Source organism: Pyrococcus sp. ST04 (assembly GCF_000263735.1).
GTDB lineage: Archaea > Methanobacteriota_B > Thermococci > Thermococcales > Thermococcaceae > Pyrococcus.
In genome coordinates this window covers 1552759-1572500 of record NC_017946.1, presented here as the reverse complement: position 1 = coordinate 1572500, position 19742 = coordinate 1552759, and the positions used below count along the sequence as shown (strand labels likewise).

General features: G+C 41.8%; 23 protein-coding genes, 1 tRNA gene and 1 pseudogene. 21 read left to right on the top strand and 4 right to left on the bottom strand.

Features of this window, described 5'->3' with window-relative positions; all coding sequences use genetic code 11:
- Nucleotides 1-1236, bottom strand: coding sequence for a translation initiation factor IF-2 subunit gamma (eif2g, locus tag PY04_RS08370; protein WP_014734690.1), 1236 nt, complete (start codon nucleotides 1234-1236; stop codon nucleotides 1-3).
- An 81-nt stretch (nucleotides 1237-1317) separates the two neighbouring features.
- The gene (gene twy1 / locus PY04_RS08365; protein WP_014734689.1) at nucleotides 1318-2334 is read right to left on the bottom strand and encodes a 4-demethylwyosine synthase TYW1; all 1017 of its coding nucleotides are present in this window, start codon (nucleotides 2332-2334) and stop codon (nucleotides 1318-1320) included.
- A 175-nt stretch (nucleotides 2335-2509) separates the two neighbouring features.
- Here twy1 and pfpI point away from each other — a divergent pair, with 175 nt between their 5' ends.
- The 14 genes from pfpI to PY04_RS08295 all read left to right on the top strand — a co-directional run bounded on the left by pfpI (nucleotide 2510) and on the right by PY04_RS08295 (nucleotide 13316).
- Nucleotides 2510-3010: a deglycase PfpI gene (gene pfpI / locus PY04_RS08360; RefSeq protein ID WP_014734688.1), complete on the top strand. Its 501-nt coding sequence runs from the start codon at nucleotides 2510-2512 to the stop codon at nucleotides 3008-3010.
- Between the two features lie 56 nt (nucleotides 3011-3066).
- A complete protein-coding gene (locus tag PY04_RS08355; RefSeq protein ID WP_048056124.1) occupies nucleotides 3067-3771 on the top strand; it encodes a hypothetical protein in 705 nt (234 codons plus the stop codon).
- A gap of 11 nt (nucleotides 3772-3782) precedes the next feature.
- Complete coding sequence (locus PY04_RS08350; protein WP_014734686.1) at nucleotides 3783-4682, top strand: triphosphoribosyl-dephospho-CoA synthase; 900 nt, start codon at nucleotides 3783-3785, stop codon at nucleotides 4680-4682.
- Between the two features lie 234 nt (nucleotides 4683-4916).
- On the top strand, nucleotides 4917-5120 hold the full coding sequence (gene hpkB, locus PY04_RS08345; protein ID WP_048056241.1) for an archaeal histone HpkB: 204 nt from the start codon (nucleotides 4917-4919) through the stop codon (nucleotides 5118-5120).
- A gap of 50 nt (nucleotides 5121-5170) precedes the next feature.
- Nucleotides 5171-6445, top strand: a complete 1275-nt coding sequence (locus PY04_RS08340; protein WP_048056122.1) for a TIGR04013 family B12-binding domain/radical SAM domain-containing protein — start codon at nucleotides 5171-5173, stop codon at nucleotides 6443-6445.
- A gap of 47 nt (nucleotides 6446-6492) precedes the next feature.
- Complete coding sequence (locus tag PY04_RS08335; RefSeq protein WP_048056240.1) at nucleotides 6493-6888, top strand: toprim domain-containing protein; 396 nt, start codon at nucleotides 6493-6495, stop codon at nucleotides 6886-6888.
- Nucleotides 6888-8249: a DNA primase DnaG gene (gene dnaG, locus PY04_RS08330; protein ID WP_014734682.1), complete on the top strand. Its 1362-nt coding sequence runs from the start codon at nucleotides 6888-6890 to the stop codon at nucleotides 8247-8249. The genes PY04_RS08335 and dnaG overlap by 1 nt, the downstream gene beginning before the upstream one ends.
- A 79-nt stretch (nucleotides 8250-8328) precedes the next feature.
- A complete protein-coding gene (locus PY04_RS08325) occupies nucleotides 8329-9414 on the top strand; it encodes a sugar phosphate nucleotidyltransferase (protein ID WP_014734681.1) in 1086 nt (361 codons plus the stop codon).
- Between the two features lie 13 nt (nucleotides 9415-9427).
- Nucleotides 9428-10132, top strand: a complete 705-nt coding sequence (locus tag PY04_RS08320; protein WP_014734680.1) for a phospho-sugar mutase — start codon at nucleotides 9428-9430, stop codon at nucleotides 10130-10132.
- Nucleotides 10133-10165: 33 nt separating this feature from the next.
- Nucleotides 10166-10777, top strand: a complete 612-nt coding sequence (gene tmk, locus PY04_RS08315; protein WP_014734679.1) for a dTMP kinase — start codon at nucleotides 10166-10168, stop codon at nucleotides 10775-10777.
- Between the two features lie 38 nt (nucleotides 10778-10815).
- A complete protein-coding gene (locus tag PY04_RS08310; RefSeq protein ID WP_014734678.1) occupies nucleotides 10816-12147 on the top strand; it encodes a signal recognition particle protein Srp54 in 1332 nt (443 codons plus the stop codon).
- A complete protein-coding gene (locus PY04_RS08305) occupies nucleotides 12147-12377 on the top strand; it encodes an Lrp/AsnC family transcriptional regulator (protein WP_014734677.1) in 231 nt (76 codons plus the stop codon). Before PY04_RS08310 ends, PY04_RS08305 begins: the two co-directional genes overlap by 1 nt.
- Before the next feature lie 11 nt (nucleotides 12378-12388).
- Entirely contained in the window at nucleotides 12389-12937 is a 549-nt protein-coding gene (locus PY04_RS08300) for a YkgJ family cysteine cluster protein (protein WP_014734676.1), read from the top strand.
- Entirely contained in the window at nucleotides 12870-13316 is a 447-nt protein-coding gene (locus tag PY04_RS08295; protein WP_014734675.1) for an Lrp/AsnC family transcriptional regulator, read from the top strand. The genes PY04_RS08300 and PY04_RS08295 overlap by 68 nt, the downstream gene beginning before the upstream one ends.
- Here PY04_RS08295 and PY04_RS08290 read toward each other — a convergent pair.
- Complete coding sequence (locus PY04_RS08290; protein ID WP_014734674.1) at nucleotides 13313-14026, bottom strand: phosphoribosyltransferase family protein; 714 nt, start codon at nucleotides 14024-14026, stop codon at nucleotides 13313-13315. The genes PY04_RS08295 and PY04_RS08290 overlap by 4 nt on opposite strands.
- A gap of 105 nt (nucleotides 14027-14131) precedes the next feature.
- Between PY04_RS08290 and PY04_RS08285 the strand changes: the two genes are divergently transcribed.
- From PY04_RS08285 to PY04_RS08275, 3 genes are all read left to right on the top strand, one after another.
- Nucleotides 14132-14209 (top strand) — tRNA-Val (locus PY04_RS08285).
- Between the two features lie 103 nt (nucleotides 14210-14312).
- Nucleotides 14313-14732, top strand: a complete 420-nt coding sequence (locus tag PY04_RS08280; protein WP_048056239.1) for a hypothetical protein — start codon at nucleotides 14313-14315, stop codon at nucleotides 14730-14732.
- 70 nt (nucleotides 14733-14802) lie between these two features.
- A complete protein-coding gene (locus PY04_RS08275; protein WP_048056121.1) occupies nucleotides 14803-15087 on the top strand; it encodes a hypothetical protein in 285 nt (94 codons plus the stop codon).
- Nucleotides 15088-15360: 273 nt separating this feature from the next.
- On the opposite strand, the gene PY04_RS08270 is transcribed toward PY04_RS08275, so the two are convergent.
- Nucleotides 15361-15705, bottom strand: coding sequence for a hypothetical protein (locus tag PY04_RS08270; RefSeq protein WP_014734672.1), 345 nt, complete (start codon nucleotides 15703-15705; stop codon nucleotides 15361-15363).
- Between the two features lie 109 nt (nucleotides 15706-15814).
- Between PY04_RS08270 and PY04_RS08265 the strand changes: the two genes are divergently transcribed.
- The 4 genes and pseudogenes from PY04_RS08265 to PY04_RS08250 all read left to right on the top strand — a co-directional run bounded on the left by PY04_RS08265 (nucleotide 15815) and on the right by PY04_RS08250 (nucleotide 19707).
- Nucleotides 15815-17533, top strand: coding sequence for a glutamate--tRNA ligase (locus PY04_RS08265; protein WP_014734671.1), 1719 nt, complete (start codon nucleotides 15815-15817; stop codon nucleotides 17531-17533).
- Between the two features lie 166 nt (nucleotides 17534-17699).
- Nucleotides 17700-19010 carry an RNA-guided endonuclease TnpB family protein gene (locus tag PY04_RS08260; RefSeq protein WP_014734670.1) on the top strand — a complete coding sequence of 437 codons (1311 nt, stop codon included), beginning with the start codon at nucleotides 17700-17702 and terminating at the stop codon, nucleotides 19008-19010.
- Between the two features lie 39 nt (nucleotides 19011-19049).
- A pseudogene (locus PY04_RS08255) lies at nucleotides 19050-19250 on the top strand (adenosylcobinamide amidohydrolase); the annotation flags it as partial.
- A gap of 31 nt (nucleotides 19251-19281) precedes the next feature.
- Complete coding sequence (locus PY04_RS08250; RefSeq protein WP_014734669.1) at nucleotides 19282-19707, top strand: hypothetical protein; 426 nt, start codon at nucleotides 19282-19284, stop codon at nucleotides 19705-19707.
- The last annotated feature ends 35 nt before the right edge of the window (nucleotides 19708-19742 follow it).

Genomic DNA, 19742 nt, shown 5'->3' with positions numbered 1-19742 from the left:
CTACTCCCTAATGAATCCGTAACCTATAAGTCTCCATCTTGAGCCTATCTGCCTGCTTATTGCCACCCTGTCCCCAGGCTCGGCACATACTGGAATCTGAAGCTTGAGCTCTATCTCATCTTTTCCTAGTCCTGTAACTAAACCCATCGTTCTTGCGGTTCCGACGTTGAGTAGGAGAACTTCCTTTCTCTTTATCGGCTCAACCTTGAGCTCTTGTTCAGTTCCGACTACTCTTTCAAGTAAGTGTACCTCGAGTCTAAGCTCTTCCCATACTGGAGGTAACTTGCCGGGCTTTCCAACAACGTTTCCTGCCATTAGGTCTCCTTTAGTTAGATAGGGATCCAGTTTTGTTCCAACTCCAACTAGCCCTCCTGGATATGCTTCTTCAACGAATCTTCCGCCGGCCTGCAGAGAGACTATCTCGGTTGTTATTGGTTCGTATTTTATTCTTCCGTGCTCTTCATAGGGGACACCAGGTCTTATCTCAATTTCGTCCCCAACTTTAAGTTTACCTTGGACTATTGATCCTCCAAGAACTCCTCCAATGAGTTTCTCAGGGGGCGTTCCTGGTTTATTCACATCAAAACTTCTAAGAACCAGCATCTTTGGTGGTTTGTTTGGGTCTCTTTTTGGTGTCGGTATGAAGTCCTCAATCGCCTTTACGAGGACATCTATGTTTGCTCCGTGAAGGGCTGAAATTGGAATTATTGGCGCATTTTCTGCAACTGTTCCTTTTATGAATTCTTTAATTTGTCTGTAATTCTCTAAGGCCTTTTCTCTGTCGACAAGCTCTATTTTATTCTGGGCTATTATTATGTTCTTTTGTCCAATTATCTGAAGAGCCATGAGATGCTCTCTGGTTTGAGGTCTTGGACATGGTTCGTTGGCCGCTATAACAAGAATTGCACCGTCCATCAATGATGCCCCGGCGAGCATGGTTGTCATCAAAGCCTCGTGTCCTGGAGCGTCTATGAACGAGACCCTCCTTATAAATTCAGTTTCATGCCCACAGTATGGACAGACTGGAGAGGTTGAATATCTTCCACAGTTTGGGCATCTCCTAATTTCAGCGTCAGCGAATCCTATTTTGATTGTGATTCCTCTTCTCAGTTCCTCGCTATGGGTATCAGTCCACACGCCGGTTAGTGCCTTCGTTAGGGTTGTCTTACCGTGGTCAACGTGACCAACCATCCCTATATTTACCTCTGCCTGTCTTGTCTTCCTCTCCTCTGACATGGCTCTCGCCTCCAGAAGTGTTTCAACTAAGTCCATTTATAGGTTTATCCCATAGTGAAAGAAGAGTAAGAAGATTAGGAATCAATGCTTAATGAATCTTCCTTCAAGTCCAGTACCTGCCGGGTCAATGTCGTCTCTCATTATGAGAACTACCCTGCTTGGTGCATATTCATCCTCAATGTGGTAGCCTGGGAGATGCTTTACTAATGCCTCGGCAAATTGCTTGATTTCCTCGTGGCTTGGCATGTTATTGATTGTCAGCCTGTTTCTCGAGTAGCCAACGAACATATATGCTTTAGCCTCCACGAACATTGGTCTAGCTTTGAGTATAAGCTTTGCATAGTTTTCAGGACTATGCATGTTTTCTCCTTTGACTAAGGTGAGCCTAACTACCGTTCTTGTTTGCGCATCCTTCATCAGCTCTAAAAACTCCATTATTCTCTCCCATCCATCGGGTATCATCGGAATATTTACCCTATTATAGGTCTCTATGTCGGGTGCTGTGATAGATACGTAAAGCTGTGTTGGAAGCTTATCTTCTCTTATCATCTCCTTTAGCCTTTCTGGAACTGTTCCGTTAGTAACTATGAATGTTGTGAATCCTCTCTTGTGAAACTCTTCCACGAGGTCTCCCATGTATGGGTACAGCATAGGCTCCCCTGAGAGGCTTATTGCTGCATGTCTTGGTTCCCATGCTTCTTCAAACTTCTTTTTGTCCACCTTAGGATTGCCCTTATAACCGACCAGTAATTTCCTTTGAGCTTTTATGCTCTCCTCTACTATAAAGCTAGGATCATCCCATGGTTGAGGAAGTTCAACTCCAAGAAATGTCTCCATTGGTCTCCAGCAGAAGATGCAGTTGTGAGTACACCATGCTAAGACTGGAGTCATTTGGAGGCATCTGTGAGAGTGTATTCCGTAAAATTTCTGTTTATAGCAGAATCTTCCCTCGGTTAGGCTCTTTTTAAGCCAGTGACATAGCTTGACACCACTGTGTCTTCCAACGAGTTCATAGTGTTGCTTTTTAAATAACTCGGCAATTTCTTTTGGCATATTAGGATTAGCTTGAACTGTAATCTTTCCCGGCTTTATATTCATCTCTCCCACCTCCTAATTAGGCTCGCCTAATCTGGGGTTCCTCAAAGTTATTTAAAAATATAATTGGCCAATTATGAGGATTGTGAGGTTTTAGGACTTGTGTAAAAAAAGTGTGAATGTTCTTTCATAGGTAGTGTTTTATCCGTTGGTCTCGAATATAGGGTTGGTGATGAGCATGAAGGTGTTAATACTAAGTGCTGACCAGTTCGAGGATGTTGAGCTTATCTATCCCTACCACAGACTCAAAGAAGAGGGACATGAGGTCTTTATTGCAAGCTTTAAGAGAGGAACTATCGTTGGGAAGCACGGATACTCAGTGGACGTTGACTTGGCTTTTGAAGAAGTTAACCCTGATGAATTCGATGCATTAGTTCTTCCTGGAGGTAGGGCTCCTGAGAGGGTTAGGCTCAATGAGAAAGCCGTTGAGATAGCCAGAAAAATGTTCAGCGAGGGCAAACCGGTTGCAAGCATATGTCATGGACCTCAGATTCTAATTTCGGCTGGTGTTCTTAGGGGAAGAAAAGGTACTAGCTATCCAGGGATAAAAGACGACATGATAAATGCCGGCGTTGAGTGGATTGACGCTGAGGTCGTCGTTGATGGGAATTGGGTTAGCTCTAGAGTCCCTGCAGATTTATACGCATGGATGAGAGAATTTGTCAAGCTTCTCAAGTGAATTTACCAACAAGTTTTTATATTTTATTCTTACTTATTGTAGTTTGGTGAGTGTTGTTGAGAAGAGGTTTCTCTATATTCGGTGTACTCATCTTGGTTGCTGTTGTTGTGGGTGTTGTGGTATTAGCTACAGTTGCGTTGCTCTTTGTCCACATAACCGACCTTACCTCCCATCTCAAGGAGTGCCACTGTGAGTGCAACGGCAAAAAAGCCACGGGGCCTGTAATGGAAATTGGAACTTTCACCTTCTCGGCTATCAACATAGATAACGCTGTTGGAAGGGTGATTATTAAAGAAGGACAAGGAAAGGTGCTTTCAAATGTTCCAGTAGAAGTGACAAATAGAAATGGAACGTTGATAATTCTCTGCCACAACTGTGCGGAGTATGAAGAGCCAGTAATTATAATAGAGAGCACAAACATCTCAAAGCTTGTACTGGGCAATGTTCTTGGAAAGCTTATTGTTGATGTTAACGTCGATAAGGTAAATTTTGAGAACATTCTCGGTGAAGTTAGGATATCGTCTGCAAGAAAAGTCGTCGTTGAAAATGTTCTTGGTGAGCTTGATGTCAAGGTTCTTGAGAGCTTTGAAGCAGAAAACGTTCTTGGTGAAGTTAATGTAGTTATTCCTAAGAATGCAAAGCCTGAGATTTCTGTATCCAGGATAATTGGGAAGTTCAACAACAACGCCGGGAATGAAGGCAACTTCACTGTTAGAATAAAAGTGCAAAAACTTATTGGGAAGCTGACGGTTGAGAAATAGCGGTGGGCAGTGTGGATGTTGTGAGGGCTTTCATATTGGGGAGCCTAGTAGAGGTAGCTGTTCCCAAGCCAGGAAATGTTTCAAGGCTTAGAGATTTTGAAGATTTAACATTCTATCATTTTCTATTTGCAAATACAGCTTTAATTGGCCCTTATATTGAAGCTGTTAAAAGGGGGATCCTTCTCAAGGAGGGGAAGATAAAACCCAATGAAGTAGGGATTGGTGAGTTGATAAAGACTGCAGTTTCAAACTCAAAAAAGTATCAAGATGCAAACCCTAACTTTGGGGTGGTTACGCTTTCAGTTCCTCTTATAGTGGCTATATCTTCAGGAGCTTCCATTGAGGATGCTGGTAAAGTTGCTACTAACTTGATTTTTAACTCAACACCCCTAGACTCCGTCGAATTCTATAAGGCCATAAGGATAGCAAATCCAAAGGGAATTCCAAAAGGAGTAAAGTACGATGTTTATAGTGACTCTTCTTTTAAGGAACTCATTGAAGATGACATAAACCTCTGGAGGCTTGCGGAAATCAGTTGTCCAAGGGAGCTGATATTTTGTGAGTGGTTGCACAGTTACGAGATAACTTATGAAACTCTTGAAATGCTAGAGAGACTATGTGGCTCTTTGGAATTAGAGGAGTGCATTAGAAAAACATTTCTGGAGCTCTTGGCAAGATACGAGGATACATTAATTCTAAGAAAGGCTGGTAAGGAAGAGGCAAAACTCGTGAAGGAGATGGCTAGAAAGGTTTTGCATGGGACTTTAAAAATCGAATATTTCGAAAGATTTATGAGTGAGAGAGGTGATTTGAGAAACCCTGGTAGCTTGGCGGATATTATGGCCGTAGCCCTGTCATTGCTATTTTGCAAGGGTTATTATTTGAGGGGATTATTTTTGAAGAAGTTGTAAGCCTAGATAGTAGTGCATGGGAAATTTAGAACTCTTACCTAGGTAGTTCCTTATATAATTTTTAGCCACCCTATCTTGACCTTGGATGATTAACATTGGAAGGATATTCTACTATTAATTATTCATTATTGCCCCATTCCTCTATAGGGGGATTGGAGGGCTGAGAATTCCGAAAAGTTTATATACTTTTAGGGCCCAAATTCCAATGAAAGAAGCTTGTAGGAGGTGTGGATGATGGGAGAGTTACCAATTGCCCCAGTTGACAGGCTTATAAGGAAGGCAGGTGCTCAGAGAGTTAGCGAGCAGGCAGCAAAGCTTCTTGCTGAGCACCTCGAAGAGAAGGCCCTTGAGATCGCAAGAAAGGCCGTTGACCTTGCAAAGCACGCTGGCAGAAAGACCGTTAAGGCTGAGGACATTAAGCTCGCAATTAGGAGCTGACTTCTTCTCTCCTTAGTATTATTTTTAAAGTTATTTTGTAACGTCTTCTCGTGGTCGAGGTTGCTGTAAGAATAACAAGAAGGAATCATAATGCATTCGTTCATCTTCTTGCTGCATTGGAGAGCCAGGGCTATGACTTGTCAGATATCCTTGTAACCAAGAGTTTGGAAGAGATAGTGAGAGCTAGGCCCAAAGTTGTTCTTTATTCCTTTTATTCTCAGGAGGTTGAAGAAGTTAAGAGGGAACTTGATTTTCTAAAGAGTAAACTCGACTCAATATTTGTTGCAGGTGGCTACCATGCAATGGCAATGCCTAGGCACACGTTGAGAATTTTGGGGTTTGACATTGCAGTTATTGGAGAAGGTGAAGAGGTACTCTTTAATCTTCTAACGGAGTTGAAGAGGAAAGAATACAAGGTTGGTAGATATCTGGAGAAAATTAAAGGTCTCGCCTTTTATCTTGGAAGTGAATTCGTTTTTACGGGATTTGCAAAAGTTGAGGACTTCTGGAGGTTCCCACCCTATCCGGAAGGACTTAGGTTGATATCTCCAATGGAAATTAGTAGGGGCTGCCCCTTTGGTTGCTATTACTGTCAAACTCCTTACGCCAAGGGGTTTAGAATGAGGCACAGGCCAATAGATCAAATCGTCAAGTACTCTCGGCGTATGAAGGACATGAGGTACATAACACCCAACGCCTTTGCTTATGGAAGTCCTGGTGCTATACTGAAAATAGAAAAGCTGGAGGCTCTACTTAAAGCTCTTCAACCTCTAAGAAAGGAGGGTAGAAGGCTGTTTTATGGAACTTTTCCAAGTGAGGTTAGACCAGAATTTGTTACTAAGGAAACCGTTGAGTTACTTATCGAATATACAGACACTAGAAGACTTGCTATAGGGGCCCAAAGTGGAGATGATGCGATGCTTAGGGCAATGCATAGGTTGCACAAGGTTGAACATGTTATGAATGCTGTTGAGCTTGCTCTTGAATATGGGCTTGAGCCTGTTGTTGATTTTATAGTGGGTCTTCCTGGAGAAAGCTTTGAGAGCCAGAGAAAAAGTATAGAGCTTATGAAATGGATAATGAGGAAAGGTGGAAAAGTTAGGGCTCATTACTTTATGCCCCTCCCCGGAACCCCCTGGGCTAGGTGTAAACCTTCCCCTCTTAGTGAGGAAATGAAGAAGTTCTTGGGTAGAATGGCTGCTGAAGGAAAAATCGAAGGTTCGTGGGGAGTTCAAATTCAGATATCGAGGAAGTTACAGAGGCTAATTGAAGAATTCTATGAAGAGCCTTTCACTTACCATGGGAGAATTAAGGAGGTTTGTTAATCGCTAAACTTATAACTCTCAAGTTAGCCTTACTACTTGACGGGGCTATGTACCCCGAAAATATTGACAGATTTGAAAGGATAATCGAAAAACTGCGAGAGTTTACGGGCCTAATAATCGTCGAAGGAAAGCGAGATGAGGAATCCCTGAGGAAATTGGGGGTCCGAACGGAGATACTCAGGCTCTCCCGCTCATCCCTTGCAGATATTGCACTAATGGCATCTGAATACGAAGAAGTAATGATCCTCACAGACTTTGATAACACGGGAGAGCAATTGGCTAAGAAATTGCATTCCCTCCTTGAAGGTTTAACTAAGGTAGACATTGAAACCAGGAGAGAACTTAAGTTCATTGCGATGAAAGATGCAAAAGGAATAGAAGATTTATACTCCCTGTGGGAGAGCCTGAGTCTCCGTTTCTGGCCCCCCGAGGAGGGGATTTAATGAAAAGAAAACGAACGATACTTCAGCATATCCTATCTGAAAAGCAGAGATTCGAAAAATTAAAAGAGGGTGGTGTTATGGCAGGAAAAGATGATTTTGGGACTACAAAATACATAATTCACGCTGAATTTGAGGCTAATGGTGTCGTTGAAAGGCCTGACGTTGTTGGAGCAATATTCGGTCAAACTGAGGGATTACTGGGAGACGACCTAGATCTAAGAGAGCTTCAAAAAACTGGAAGAATTGGAAGAATAAAAGTTGAAGTTCACACAAAAGCAGGTAAAACTTATGGAACAATTCTCGTCCCTTCAAGCTTGGACAGGGTGGAAACTGCAATAATAGCTGCAGCACTTGAAACAATTGACAGGGTAGGGCCCTGTGAGGCAAAAATCAGGGTAATAAAAATAGAAGATGTTAGGGCAACAAAGAGGAAATACATCATAGAGAGGGCCAAGGAAATCCTCGAAACCCTCATGGAGGAAGAGATTCCAGAGACTCAGGAACTCGTCGAGGAGGTAAGGAAGGCCGTAAGAGAAATGGAGCTCATTGAATACGGTCCCGAAAAGCTCCCTGCAGGTCCTCATGTCCCGTTCTCTGACTCAATAATAGTAGTTGAGGGCAGAGCGGATGTTCTAAACTTGCTAAGGCATGGTATAAAGAATGCAATAGCTGTTGAGGGAACTTCAATTCCAGAAACTATAATTAGGCTCAGTAAGGAAAGGATAGTTACAGCGTTTACTGATGGTGATAGGGGTGGAGAGCTGATACTCAAAGAACTTCTCCAGGTTGCTGACATAGACTATGTAGCGAGGGCTCCCGAGGGCAAGGAGGTTGAGGAGTTAACAAAGAAGGAAATAATTAAGGCCCTAAGAAGCAAGGTTCCTGCCGAGCAAGTTATGAATGAACTATTCAACAAGGGCAAAAGTTTCTATGAGATAGTTAAGGAGCGAGAGAAAGAAACTGAAATAAAGGAAACAGAAGAACAGAAGGAGGAGAATAAGCAAATAACTCAGCAAAGAACGGTTGTGAAAGCAAATGAAAAAATAGTTAAACCACTAAAAGTTCTTCAGCCAAATTATAAAGAATTTGAACCATTTATTGAGAAAGTTAAGAATTCTTCAGATCCAATTGCACTATTGCTCGATGAAAACAAGAATGTCATAAGTGAGGTACATACAAGAGATCTGCTAAGTGCAATTGAAGAAAATGAATCGGTCTATGCGATAGTGTTCAATGGTATAATAACCCAGAGACTGATAGATGTTGTTAGTGAGAAGGGTGTTAGGTACCTTATTGGAGCTAAAAAAGCTAATGTTGTCAGGAGGCCAATTCACCTTAAGGTGATAACCTTTGCCGAATAGTTTTCTTCCTTCTTTTCTCTAAATTTAAGACCGCAATTATTTAATAAGGAAAAATTCATTAGAATTTTGGGAGTGAACTATGCAGGCAGTATTACTAGCGGGTGGAAAGGGAACGAGACTTCTTCCCTTGACTATATATAGGCCAAAACCGATGATGCCTTTCTTCAATAAGCCCCTAATGGAATATATCCTTCAAAGCCTTGTAGACATTGGTATAGAAGAGGTGATAATACTTGTTGGCTACCTGAAAGAGAAAATATTCGAATACTTTGGCAATGGTGAAAGGTTCGGAATTGAAATAAAGTATTCTAATGGGGAAAATATTAAACTAGGAACAGCTGGTGCACTCAAAAAGGCAGAGCATTTCATAGATGACACGTTCATTGTTGCATCGAGTGACATTTTGACGAATTTGAACTTTAAAGCTTTATTAGAATTTCACAAGAAGAAAGGTGGTATAGCTACAATGGCTTTGACGAAAGTCGAGGATCCAAGTCATTATGGAGTTGCCGTTTTGGATAAAGATAATAAAATCCTCTATTTTAAAGAGAAGCCAAAAAGAGAAGAGGCTCCAAGTAATTTAGTTAATGCTGGAATTTACGTTTTTGAGCCTGATATATTTGATTTGATACCTAAAGGCGAAAATTATGACTTTTCACTAAACTTATTCCCAAAGATGCTTAAGGAAGGAATACCAATATATGGATTTCCTTTTGATGAATATTGGAACGATGTTGGAAGACCTTCAACATATCTTCAGGCAACTGAAGATGTTTTCGCAGGGAAGCTTAAGCTGCCTCAGATAAATGTTGGTTCCTTAAAAGGGAATATTGAGAAGGGAGGTAGCCTCTTTACTGGGAGTCGATGCATCCTTAGAAGGCCAAATATAGTGGGCTTTGCAGTGTTGGGGGACAATGTAGAGGTCGGGAGAAATGTTAGGATTGAGAGGTCTGTAATATTTTCCAATGTTGTAATAGAAGAGGGAGCAGAAATTAGGGAGGCAATAATTGGTGAAAACGTATATATTGGAAAAGGAGTAGTAATTGAGCCGGGTAGCGTTATAGGGGATAACTCTATTATAGAAGAATATAGCAAAATTGGAGCGAATGTTAAAATTTGGGCTGACTCAAGAGTTGGGAAAGAGAGCATTATACTACCTGATTGAGGGGGTGGAGTGAATGGAATTATATAAGTCAGAAAAATTTAACCCTGAGGAGCTCGCGCTCCTTGGAAGAGCAATAGGAACAGCCGCTCAAGGAACTATTGTTGTGGGAAGAGATGGTAGAGCAATTTCAAGATACGGCAAAAGAGCATTGGTTGTGGGAATAGTTAGCACAGGCTCTACTATTATGGACGTTAGATTAATACCTCTAATAGCACTTAGGGACTTTGCAAAGAAAAAAGGCTACCCATTCGCCTATGTGTATTACTATGGAGGAGTTAGGGTTGAAATCAGCGGGCTTGAAGTTGATGAAGTTAATGCCATATTAAACAACAGAGCGTTTGTTGAGGCTCCTCCTAATGACATAGGTGCTACTGTTTACTATCCTAACGCGCTTGATGACATGTTGCATGAGTTATTCAAGCACTACGACTTCAAAATAGAAGGGAAGGCATTAGTTGATTGTATGAACACTCCAGCCGTTCTCCTTTTCCCAAGACTCAGTGAAAGATTTGGATTTGAAGTTGAACTAATGAATGATATGATGACAAGTTACCTCCCTCCAAAGCCCAAGGAAGTATTCGTGCAGAAGCTGACAAAGGGGAATTATGATTTTGGTCTCAGGTTTAGGCCGGACGGAGTTGTAGAAGTATATAAAGATGGGGAGGTAGAGGAGTTCAACAGTCTCTGGAAGTTCTTAGATTATCTCAAGAGGCTCTAGCATTCTTTTGTACTTTTCATTCTGGTGATTCAAATGAGTGGTATCTTTATAGTGTTTGAAGGCATTGATGGTTCAGGAAAGAGTACTCAGGCCAAACTCCTTGCAGAGTGGTTTGAAGAGAGAGGATACGAGGTAGTTTTGACCAAAGAGCCAACAGATAGTGATTTGGGGAAAATTATAAGGAAGTTAATCGTTGAAGGAGGAATAATAGATGGCTCAAGGGTCAGTTATGAAACTGAAGCCCTGCTCTTTGCCGCTGATAGGGCAGAACACGTCAAAAGGGTTATCGAGCCAGCCCTTCAAGAGGGAAAGGTTGTAATATGTGACAGGTATTTTTACTCTTCCCTCGCCTATCAGTGGGCCAGAGGGCTTAGCCTTGAATGGCTTATTAAGATTAATGAGTTTGCAATAAGGCCAAATCTCGCTATCCTTCTGGATCTTCCAACTAAGGAAAGCATAAGGCGAATAAAAGTTAGAGGTGGTGCGACGGAATTTGATAAGCTTGTGGAACTTCAGAAAAGAGTAAGGCAGAACTATCTCAAACTTGCTGAGATGTTTCCGGAGATGAAAATAGTTAATGCAATGGCCAGCATAGAAGATGTTCACAAGGACATTGTGGCCTTAGTGGAGCACGAGCTTTTATAAGCCCACACTTCTCTCAATAAATTGGTTGGTGAAGAGAAATGGTTCTAGACACATTAGGTAAGGCACTCAGCAATGCCCTTAAGAAGATAGCGAGAGCGGGGAGTGTTGATGAAGCACTAATTAAGGAAGTTGTTAGGGATATTCAAAGGGCTCTGATTCAGGCTGACGTTAACGTTAGATTAGTTTTAAAGCTCACAAAAGAAATCCAAAGAAGAGCCCTAGAGGAAAAGCCTCCTGCTGGAATATCAAGGAAAGAACACATAATAAAGATAGTTTATGAGGAGCTAACAAAGCTACTCGGCACCGAGGCAAGACCTATAGAGATAAGGGCGAAGCCCACAATTTTACTAATGGTCGGAATTCAGGGAAGCGGTAAAACAACGACAGTCGCAAAGCTTGCGAGGTACTTCCAAAAGAGGGGCTATAAAGTTGGCGTCGTATGTTCTGACACTTGGAGACCAGGGGCATATCACCAGCTGAAGCAACTACTTGATCCTTATCACATAGAAGTCTTTGGGGATCCTAAAGAAAAAGATGCAATAAAGCTTGCCAAAGAGGGAGTTGAACATTTCAAGTCAAAGGGAGTTGACCTAATAATAGTAGATACCGCTGGAAGACACAAGGAAGAGAAAGATCTAATAGAGGAGATGAGGCAGATAAGTGAGGCGATAAATCCCCATGAAGTTATATTGGTCATAGATGGAACGATTGGACAGCAGGCTTACAATCAGGCTTTAGCATTCAAAGAAGCAACTCCAATAGGATCAATAATCGTGACAAAGCTGGATGGTAGTGCTAAGGGTGGTGGTGCTTTATCCGCAGTAGCCGCAACTGGGGCTCCAATAAAGTTTATTGGTGTTGGAGAAAAGATAGATGACTTAGAGCCATTTGATCCCGCAAGATTTGTTTCAAGGCTTTTAGGCCTTGGAGACATTCAAGGATTGCTTGAGAAGTTTAAAGAAGTTGAAAAGGAAATTGAACTCAGTGAGGAGGACGTTGAAAGATTCCTAAAAGGCAAGTTCACTCTCAAGGACATGTACGCCCAGTTAGAGGCTATGAGGAAAATGGGCCCCCTTAAGCAAATCCTCAGGATGATCCCTGGGCTTGGCTATTCACTGCCTGACGAGCTTATCTCAGTTGGAGAAGAAAGGTTAAGGAAATTCAAAGTCATCATGGATTCTATGACTGAGGAGGAACTTATGAATCCTGATATAATCAACTACTCAAGGATTAAAAGGATAGCTAGGGGTTCCGGAACTTCAATAAGAGACGTTAGGGAATTATTAAATCAGTATAAGCAGATGAAGAAATTTTTCAAGAGCATGAACAAAAGACAACTTGCAAGGCTTGCAAGGAGGTTTGGTATGTGATGGATGTGTTCATACTCTTAGTAATCCATCCTGGACGGGAGGAAGAGGTCTATAGAAAACTTAAGGAAAGGCCAGAAGTTAAAGAAATATACAAGGTTTATGGTGACTATGATATAATCTTAAGGATATCTGTTGATGGTATAAAAGCACTCGATGAATTCCATGATTCAGTTCTAAGAAAAATCCCTGGAATAGAAATAAGTGAAACCCTAATTGCAAGCTCTTATTAATGGTGAGATTAATGGAGAAGGAGCTGATAGCGGTATTAAACGTCAAAACAGGGGAACTTGAGGTAATTAAAAAGGATTTCAGGTTTAAGTGTATAGAGTACTGTGCAAGATGTTGTATAGAAAATGACATCCCTCTTAGAGAGGAGGACATTGAGAGGATAAAAGCTCTTGGATACGATGAAGAATACTTTGTGGACTTCACAAAAATGTTCTATAGAGGTCCAAAATTCCTGGGTTACGGAATGAGAAAGAGGCCTTTTGACGATGCTTGTGTCTTCCTCGACCCAGAAACGAAAAAGTGTACCATATATGAACATAGACCTCTGGCATGTAAGCTCTATCCTTTCGTGTTAGTGAAGCATGGGGAGAAACTTGAAATATATGTGAAGAGAGATAAAATCTGCCCAGGAATAAATCATCCTGATGGTGAGCCTATAGAGGAGATAATCCCAAAGTACTTTGGTGAAGTTATCAAGGAAATGGGTGGGGAATATGGAGCTAGACGATTTGGACAGGAAAATACTCAGCATTTTACTAAGGGACTCAAGAACGTCGTATAGAGAAATAGCCAAGGAATTAAATGTAGCTGTTGGAACGATTTACAATAGAATAAAGAAGCTTGAAGATTCGGGAATTATCCAGGGTTTTACTGTAAAGCTAAACTATGAGGTCATAGGTTACGAATTAACAACGATAATAGGAATAAAAGCCCAAGGAAAGAAAATTAGGGAAATAGAGAGAATAATAGCGAAAGATAAACACGTAACTTGTGTGTATGATGTAACTGGAGAGTATGACATAATAGTCGTTGCAAAATTTAGGAATAGGGAAGATATGAACAGATTCGTAAAGAGTGTTTTAAGTATAGATGGCGTTGAAAAAACAAACACTCATGTTGCGCTGGAAATAGTAAAGGAAGATTTTAGACTCGAGCCTTAGAGCCTAACAAGTGCATCTACTGGAATGTTATACTCCTCCCTGAGTTTGTCAATTACATCCCCAACGCTTATGAGGAAGAACATCCCAACGGGAGTTGCATCCGCCTGTCTACAAAGTTCTAGCAATGCTCTCTGAGTCTCCCCACTTCTTATGACGTCATCCACTATCAGAACTCTCTCCCCTCTCTTTAATGCCCATGCAGGTAAATACAGCGTGGTTATACTTCCCGAGGCACTCGGAACATAGTTGACCTCGTAAAACTTTGTAACCCCAACTTCTTTTTTCTTCTTTGCGTATACAACGTCTATTCCAAGCTCATTGGCAATATGAACTGCTAGGGGAATTCCATCAGTTGCGGCCGTTAGAACCTTACTTACACCCGTTTTTATGTATCTCAAGGCAACTTCTTCAGCTATAAGAGCAAGGAGATTTGTGTCACTCAAAACGCTCATAGTGTCAAAGAACCCAAATGAGTCATACTTTAGCCTCCTCTTTACTTCATCCTCGAGGTTTATGTACGGAGAAAGCTTTTCGGTAAGTTCTCTCGCCCTCTCAACACTTGGTAAAACTTTTCCCCTTACGTATCTGTTGAGAACTGTAATTGGGAGACCAGTGATTTTTGAAAGCTCCTCGTATGTATAGGTTTTCTTTAGAACTCTAAGCATTCTAATGACCTTGAGTTTTTCTTTCATGGCCTCGAGTTGATTCATTACTTTCCCCCAATGGGCAATTGACAAAAGTATGTATAAATGGCTTTCGCTTCATTAACTTTCGAAATTCTTAAATACCCACCCTTCATCATCGGAATTGAGAATGGGCCCGTGGTCTAGACTGGTTATGACGCCGCCCTCACAAGGCGGAGGTCCGGGGTTCAAATCCCCGCGGGCCCACCAGAATTCTGTTAACCTTAGAAGTTTTATTTAGTTACTTTTTTGGAACATGTTCAAGAAAATTTCCAAAAAGTTAATATTCTTTTCGAAAAAACTTAGGAATTTGATGTTCGTTAGGAGGTTTGATGTATATAATGTTAGGGATGGGATAGCCATAGAAAACTTTGTTACATCGAGTCCAGAGATAGCTAGAGGAGTGTTTGAATTCCATACAGAAAAGGCAGATTTTGATATGGAAAAGCCTGAAGGAATCGATGTTTTTGGAATAGCATATGGGGAGCCGTCGACGTACATAGGAACATTAATGGATATGCAAACCGAGGAAAGATTTACGGCTATAATAAGGTTCATTAGAAGTGAAGAGCTTAAGAGTAAAATGGTGATAGCTGGCGTTAAGAAGCTTGAAAGAATGAAAATCTACTTTGTATCTAGGGGTGAGTACTCGGATATTCTGTACTCTAACGATTTAAAGCCAGGAAGAGAAGTTGCTTTTTGGGGAACTAGAGTTGCACATAGTAAAGTATAACCAAAGGTTTAAGAAATGTTATTAAAGTTTTATGTTTAATTTTTTCAAATTTATATTAACGGTGAGTGGAATGAAGTTGCTTTATCTCTTAGCAGTTTTGCCAGTTTTTGGCTCTATTACAACAGGTATTCTAGGAAGTGCTGCTAAGACAAGTGGAATTCAAGGAAGTGGAGTTGCTGCTCTCCTAGCTCTAATTTTAATTCCCTCCCTGGTTCTGTACCTACCAGCACTTATAGTTAAGGTTGGGATAATTGGTATTAGCGAAGAAGAAAAGGGATATATAGCAAAATCTGCCGTAGTCTGGATAGTTTGTCTGATACTCGGGATCTTCATGATGTCCTTTTATACTAGGTGAACAGCATCTCGAGCTCCTTTTTCATTATTTCCCTGTTCATGGCAATATGTTTAGCTTTTTCCTTAACCTTGGATTCTTTTTAGCCTCCTCAAACGCCTTTGCCATGGGATTCATTGAACCACCCAACTCACTATTTGAGCAGAACATAAAAATGTTGGAGTTTAAAACCTCAGGTTTTGTAGAGCAATCTTAACAAGAAAAGTTTAAATGAACGTGCATTTCTAAATGTTTGGGATGATGACCGGTTTCGGGACTGAAGCGTGATGAAACCAGCTATCGCTGACCTCTTCTGCTTTCGTTTTCGATAACCTGGATTACGTAGTCTATGAACTTTCTAACTTCCTCAAGCTCCTCTTCTGGAATGTCCTTTATCTTCTTATTCTTGCTCTTGTATGTTAGTAACTTGAGGAGAGCTAATCTTCCGATTGCCGTTTTAGTGCTTATCTCACCGTTTTTCCAATCTCTCCATATAGCGTTGGCTATTCCGTAGAACTCTGGTATGCTGTCCAGTCCTGGATCTCCAACATCTATAACCTCTTTTCCGAGGTACTTGTATCTCCTCTCCTTCTCTTCTTTTGAGAACTCCTTCATCCTCTCCTTAATGTACTCGTGAACCATCTTCACTCACCCAGTTTATAGTTCTCTTAAAATTTTATTAACCTTTCGTTTCTAAAACTTCGGCGAAGATTTATATTCGCATAAACCCCCAAAACTTTAGGTGGCGATTATGGATGTTGAGAGGATAGCACTGAAGTACGCATTGATAAATGCGATAGAGCACGATGGTAAAGCTAATCCAAAGGCAGTTATAGGTAAAATACTTGGTGAGAATCCAGAATTGAGACCAAAGGCAAGGGAGATAGTTCCAATAGTAAACGAGGTTGTTGAGAACGTTAATAGGATGAGCATAGATGAGCAGATTAAAAGGCTCAGAGAAATCTATCCTGAATATTTTGAAAAGAAGGCAGAGAAGAGAGAAGAAAAGAAGGGTCTTCCACCTCTTCCGAAGGCAGAAAAGGGTAAGGTCGTTACGCGCTTTGCACCGAACCCTGACGGTGCATTCCACTTAGGAAATGCAAGGGCAGCAATTTTAAGTTATGAATACGCTAAAATGTACGGTGGAAAATTCATCCTAAGGTTTGATGATACAGATCCAAAGGTGAAGAGACCCGAGCCAATCTTCTATGAAATGATAATAGAAGACCTTAAGTGGCTAGGTATAGAACCCGATGAGATAGTATATGCTAGTGATAGGCTGGAGATATACTATACCTACGCTGAGAAGCTTATAAGAATGGGAAAGGCTTATGTCTGCACCTGTCCGCCTGAGAAGTTCAGGGAACTTCGTGATAAGGGAATCCCCTGTCCGCACAGGGATGAACCAGTGGAAGTTCAGCTCGAAAGATGGAAGAAGATGCTAAACGGGGAGTACAAAGAAGGAGAGGCAGTGGTTAGAATAAAGACGGACTTAGATCATCCAAATCCAGCGGTTAGAGATTGGCCTGCCCTTAGGATAATAGACAATCCGAACCATCCAAGAACTGGAAATAAATACAGGGTGTGGCCCCTCTATAACTTTGCCTCTGCTATAGATGACCACGAACTAGGAGTCACCCACATATTCAGAGGACAAGAACATGCAGAGAATGAAACTAGACAACGGTATATTTACGAATACTTGGGTTGGGAGTACCCGGTAACGGTTCACCATGGAAGGTTAAGCATTGAGGGTGTTATTCTGAGCAAGTCAAAGACAAGGAAAGGAATAGAAGAAGGAAAATACCTTGGATGGGATGATCCAAGGCTTGGCACAATAAGGGCATTAAGAAGGAGAGGTATACTTCCCGAGGCCATAAGGGAGTTAATAATAGAAGTTGGCCTCAAGAAGAGCGACGCTACAATAAGCTGGGATAACTTAGCTGCAATAAATAGGAAACTTGTAGACCCCGTAGCAAATAGATACTTCTTTGTCGCGGATCCAATACCAATGTATGTAGAAAATGCCACCGAATTCGAAGCTAAGATCCCCCTTCATCCAGACCATCCAGAGAGGGGATATAGGGTTCTTAAATTCTCTCCAGATAAGCCAATATATGTTTCAAAGGATGATCTAAATCTTCTGAAGCCAGGAGGATTTGTTAGGCTTAAGGATCTCTTCAACGTTGAAGTGCTAGAAGTAACCGAAGATTCCATAAGGGCTAAGTTCCATAGCTATGAGTACGAGATAGCCAAAGAAAACAAGTGGAGAATGATTCACTGGGTTACAGAGGGAAGACCTTGTGAGGTTATAGTTCCACAGGGGGATGAGTTGATTATTAGGAGAGGCCTCTTGGAAAAAGATGCAAATGTCAAAGTTGATGAGATAGTACAGTTTGAAAGGTTTGGCTTTGTGAGAATTGACAAGATTGAAGGAGAAAAAGTCATTGCCATCTTCGCGCATAAGTAATGCTTTTTCCATCTATAATTTTATTGCTGGCGCTATTGTACTAAGGGGGGATTACATGTTTTCTTATTTTATTAAATATTTTGAAGTTCCTTTATTGGCCTTAAGCAATGCACCGTACAGAGGGGGCCTAAAAACTCTGGATTGAAAAAGTTGAACGGGAGGAGAAATGAAGCGGACAGTAACGGTAAAACTCCAGCCCTCAAAAGAGCAGGAAAGAATCCTACTCGAATTAGCTCAAGCATCAGCAGTAATCTGGAATAAGCTTAATTATGAGAGGTTAAAACAGTTCAAGGAGTTCGGCGTGATAGACTTTGCCACCACAGAAAAGGAGGCGTACCACGCCTTTAAGGACTGGGTTGGTGGCTCAATAGTCCAGCAGTTGGCGAGGAAGAATGCGGAGGCTTGGCGTTCATTCTTCTCACTCAATAGGAAGAAAAAGTCTGGGGAATTGCCTGAGTGGTTCAAGCTTAACCCTCCAAAATTCATCAAGGGAGAAAACGGTGGAAAGTTATTCATTATTCCCCTCAGGAATGACCAGTATCGGATTGAGGGGAACGTTCTGGAGCTGAGAAGACTCGGTAAATTCGGGAGGTTGAGAATCCAGTTCAAGGGGAGGGTTCACTTTAAGGGCAAGCAGGGGCGCTTGGAAATCCAGTATGACGAAGTTAAACGCAAATGGTATGCTCACGTTAGTTTCACCGTTGAGGAAAAACTCGAGGGCGAGGAGTGGATTAAACTTCCGAGGAAGCCAAAGGGAAACCTCACGGCTGGAATTGATTTAGGAATAAACAATCTGATGGCTGTTTATGTAGAGAATGGGGAAAGCTTCCTCGTGAATGGTCGCCCTCTGAAGGCAATAGCTTTTTACTGGCGGAAGAGGGTTGCCGATTACCAGTCAAAACTAAACAAGTCTGGGACTAAAACAAGTAGGAAGCTAAGGAAAATGCACGAGAAGGCGAAACTCCAAGCCAAACATTACATCAATACTGTGGTGAGACAGACTGTTAAGAGGCTCTACGAGCTCGGGGTTTCGAAGATTGTCATCGGATACCCCAAGGGCATCAGTAGAAACTCTGAAAGGGGTGAAAAACAGAATTTCCTCCTCTCCCACGTTTGGCGTTTTAACTATGTTATTAAACGCTTGAAGGAAGTGGCTGAGGAGTATGGTATTCAAGTTGTCTTAGTGGATGAGGCTTTCACTTCACAAACCTGCCCTCTCTGTGGCCAACGCCACTCGAATGGGAGAATCTTTAGGGGTTTGTTTAAGTGCCACGGGGAGGGCGTTGTAATGAATGCTGATTTAGTTGGTGCTTTTAACATTTTGAAGAAGGTTGTGAGGACGATAACCCCGAGCCTGCCGGGTTTAACGGCAGGTAGGGGTAATTGGCCGGAGACCCGGCCGGAGGGGCTGAAAGCTCGCTTTGAGTTGAGCTTTAATGAAGCCCCTCAAACCTCCCCACCCATAGCGAGGGGTTAACTCGCTGGAACCCTCGCCCTTCAGGGCGGGGAGGAGGTCAGTGCTACCGAGGCTAAAACCTACGTTCTTCTCAAACTTGGCTACAATGCGACGGGAACGACTAGCGATGGCATTGGAGTATTTGCCCCTATGGGGGACATAGAATGGGCTGGTACAGCAACCAAACTTGGTATTTCTATTGGGAAAGCTGTTAGGGAAGCTTTGAAGGAGAGCCTCAGAAAGTGGGAGGGAAGTAGATAGTCTTTTATGTTACTTTGGAAGTATACCATATATGCTGGACGTTGAAAATGCCCGGAGAGCAATACAAACTGTCGAGAATGCAATTCCCCTTATGAGGGTGGGAAGGCCAATAGTCCATAGAACCCCCGAGGGCCTTCACATTGACGTTCCTATTCTATATATGGACTTTGCTGTCGATAGGATGCATTTTGACCCAATGACTATGAAGCCTTCTCCAAAGGGATACCCTGTTCATTTCCAAGGAGATGTTAACATTGAGGATGTGATGAATGCAGTTGAGGGTGTATTGAGGGCACTAAAGCCTCTTCAGGCCTGTGAATTTAGGAAACCAGAAAGAAGCTGGGTGGTTCCTGTTGCGTGGGAGAGCTTTATAGTTCTTCATGTCAAAGTTTCCGAGGATGGAAGAAGTATAGTTCCTGATTATCCATTAACTGAGGAGATCAGGAGAAGGCTGTAACAGTTAAAACCTAAAAGAGGTAATTCACAACGAAG

Excerpts from the sequence above, each read along its gene's own strand:
- PY04_RS08305 (WP_014734677.1), top strand. The coding sequence starts at position 12,147 with ATGGATGTGTTCATACTCTTAGTAATCCATCCTGGACGGGAGGAAGAG.
- PY04_RS08320 (WP_014734680.1), top strand. The coding sequence starts at position 9,428 with ATGGAATTATATAAGTCAGAAAAATTTAACCCTGAGGAGCTCGCGCTC.
- PY04_RS08300 (WP_014734676.1), top strand. The coding sequence starts at position 12,389 with ATGGAGAAGGAGCTGATAGCGGTATTAAACGTCAAAACAGGGGAACTT.
- PY04_RS08325 (WP_014734681.1), top strand. The coding sequence starts at position 8,329 with ATGCAGGCAGTATTACTAGCGGGTGGAAAGGGAACGAGACTTCTTCCC.
- eif2g (WP_014734690.1), bottom strand. The coding sequence starts at position 1,236 with ATGTCAGAGGAGAGGAAGACAAGACAGGCAGAGGTAAATATAGGGATG.
- PY04_RS08265 (WP_014734671.1), top strand. The coding sequence starts at position 15,815 with ATGGATGTTGAGAGGATAGCACTGAAGTACGCATTGATAAATGCGATA.
- PY04_RS08295 (WP_014734675.1), top strand. The coding sequence starts at position 12,870 with ATGGAGCTAGACGATTTGGACAGGAAAATACTCAGCATTTTACTAAGG.
- PY04_RS08275 (WP_048056121.1), top strand. The coding sequence starts at position 14,803 with ATGAAGTTGCTTTATCTCTTAGCAGTTTTGCCAGTTTTTGGCTCTATT.
- pfpI (WP_014734688.1), top strand. The coding sequence starts at position 2,510 with ATGAAGGTGTTAATACTAAGTGCTGACCAGTTCGAGGATGTTGAGCTT.
- PY04_RS08270 (WP_014734672.1), bottom strand. The coding sequence starts at position 15,705 with ATGGTTCACGAGTACATTAAGGAGAGGATGAAGGAGTTCTCAAAAGAA.
- PY04_RS08260 (WP_014734670.1), top strand. The coding sequence starts at position 17,700 with ATGAAGCGGACAGTAACGGTAAAACTCCAGCCCTCAAAAGAGCAGGAA.
- hpkB (WP_048056241.1), top strand. The coding sequence starts at position 4,917 with ATGGGAGAGTTACCAATTGCCCCAGTTGACAGGCTTATAAGGAAGGCA.
- PY04_RS08310 (WP_014734678.1), top strand. The coding sequence starts at position 10,816 with ATGGTTCTAGACACATTAGGTAAGGCACTCAGCAATGCCCTTAAGAAG.
- dnaG (WP_014734682.1), top strand. The coding sequence starts at position 6,888 with ATGAAAAGAAAACGAACGATACTTCAGCATATCCTATCTGAAAAGCAG.
- PY04_RS08280 (WP_048056239.1), top strand. The coding sequence starts at position 14,313 with ATGTTCGTTAGGAGGTTTGATGTATATAATGTTAGGGATGGGATAGCC.
- tmk (WP_014734679.1), top strand. The coding sequence starts at position 10,166 with ATGAGTGGTATCTTTATAGTGTTTGAAGGCATTGATGGTTCAGGAAAG.
- PY04_RS08250 (WP_014734669.1), top strand. The coding sequence starts at position 19,282 with ATGCTGGACGTTGAAAATGCCCGGAGAGCAATACAAACTGTCGAGAAT.
- PY04_RS08335 (WP_048056240.1), top strand. The coding sequence starts at position 6,493 with ATGTACCCCGAAAATATTGACAGATTTGAAAGGATAATCGAAAAACTG.
- PY04_RS08290 (WP_014734674.1), bottom strand. The coding sequence starts at position 14,026 with ATGAATCAACTCGAGGCCATGAAAGAAAAACTCAAGGTCATTAGAATG.
- twy1 (WP_014734689.1), bottom strand. The coding sequence starts at position 2,334 with ATGAATATAAAGCCGGGAAAGATTACAGTTCAAGCTAATCCTAATATG.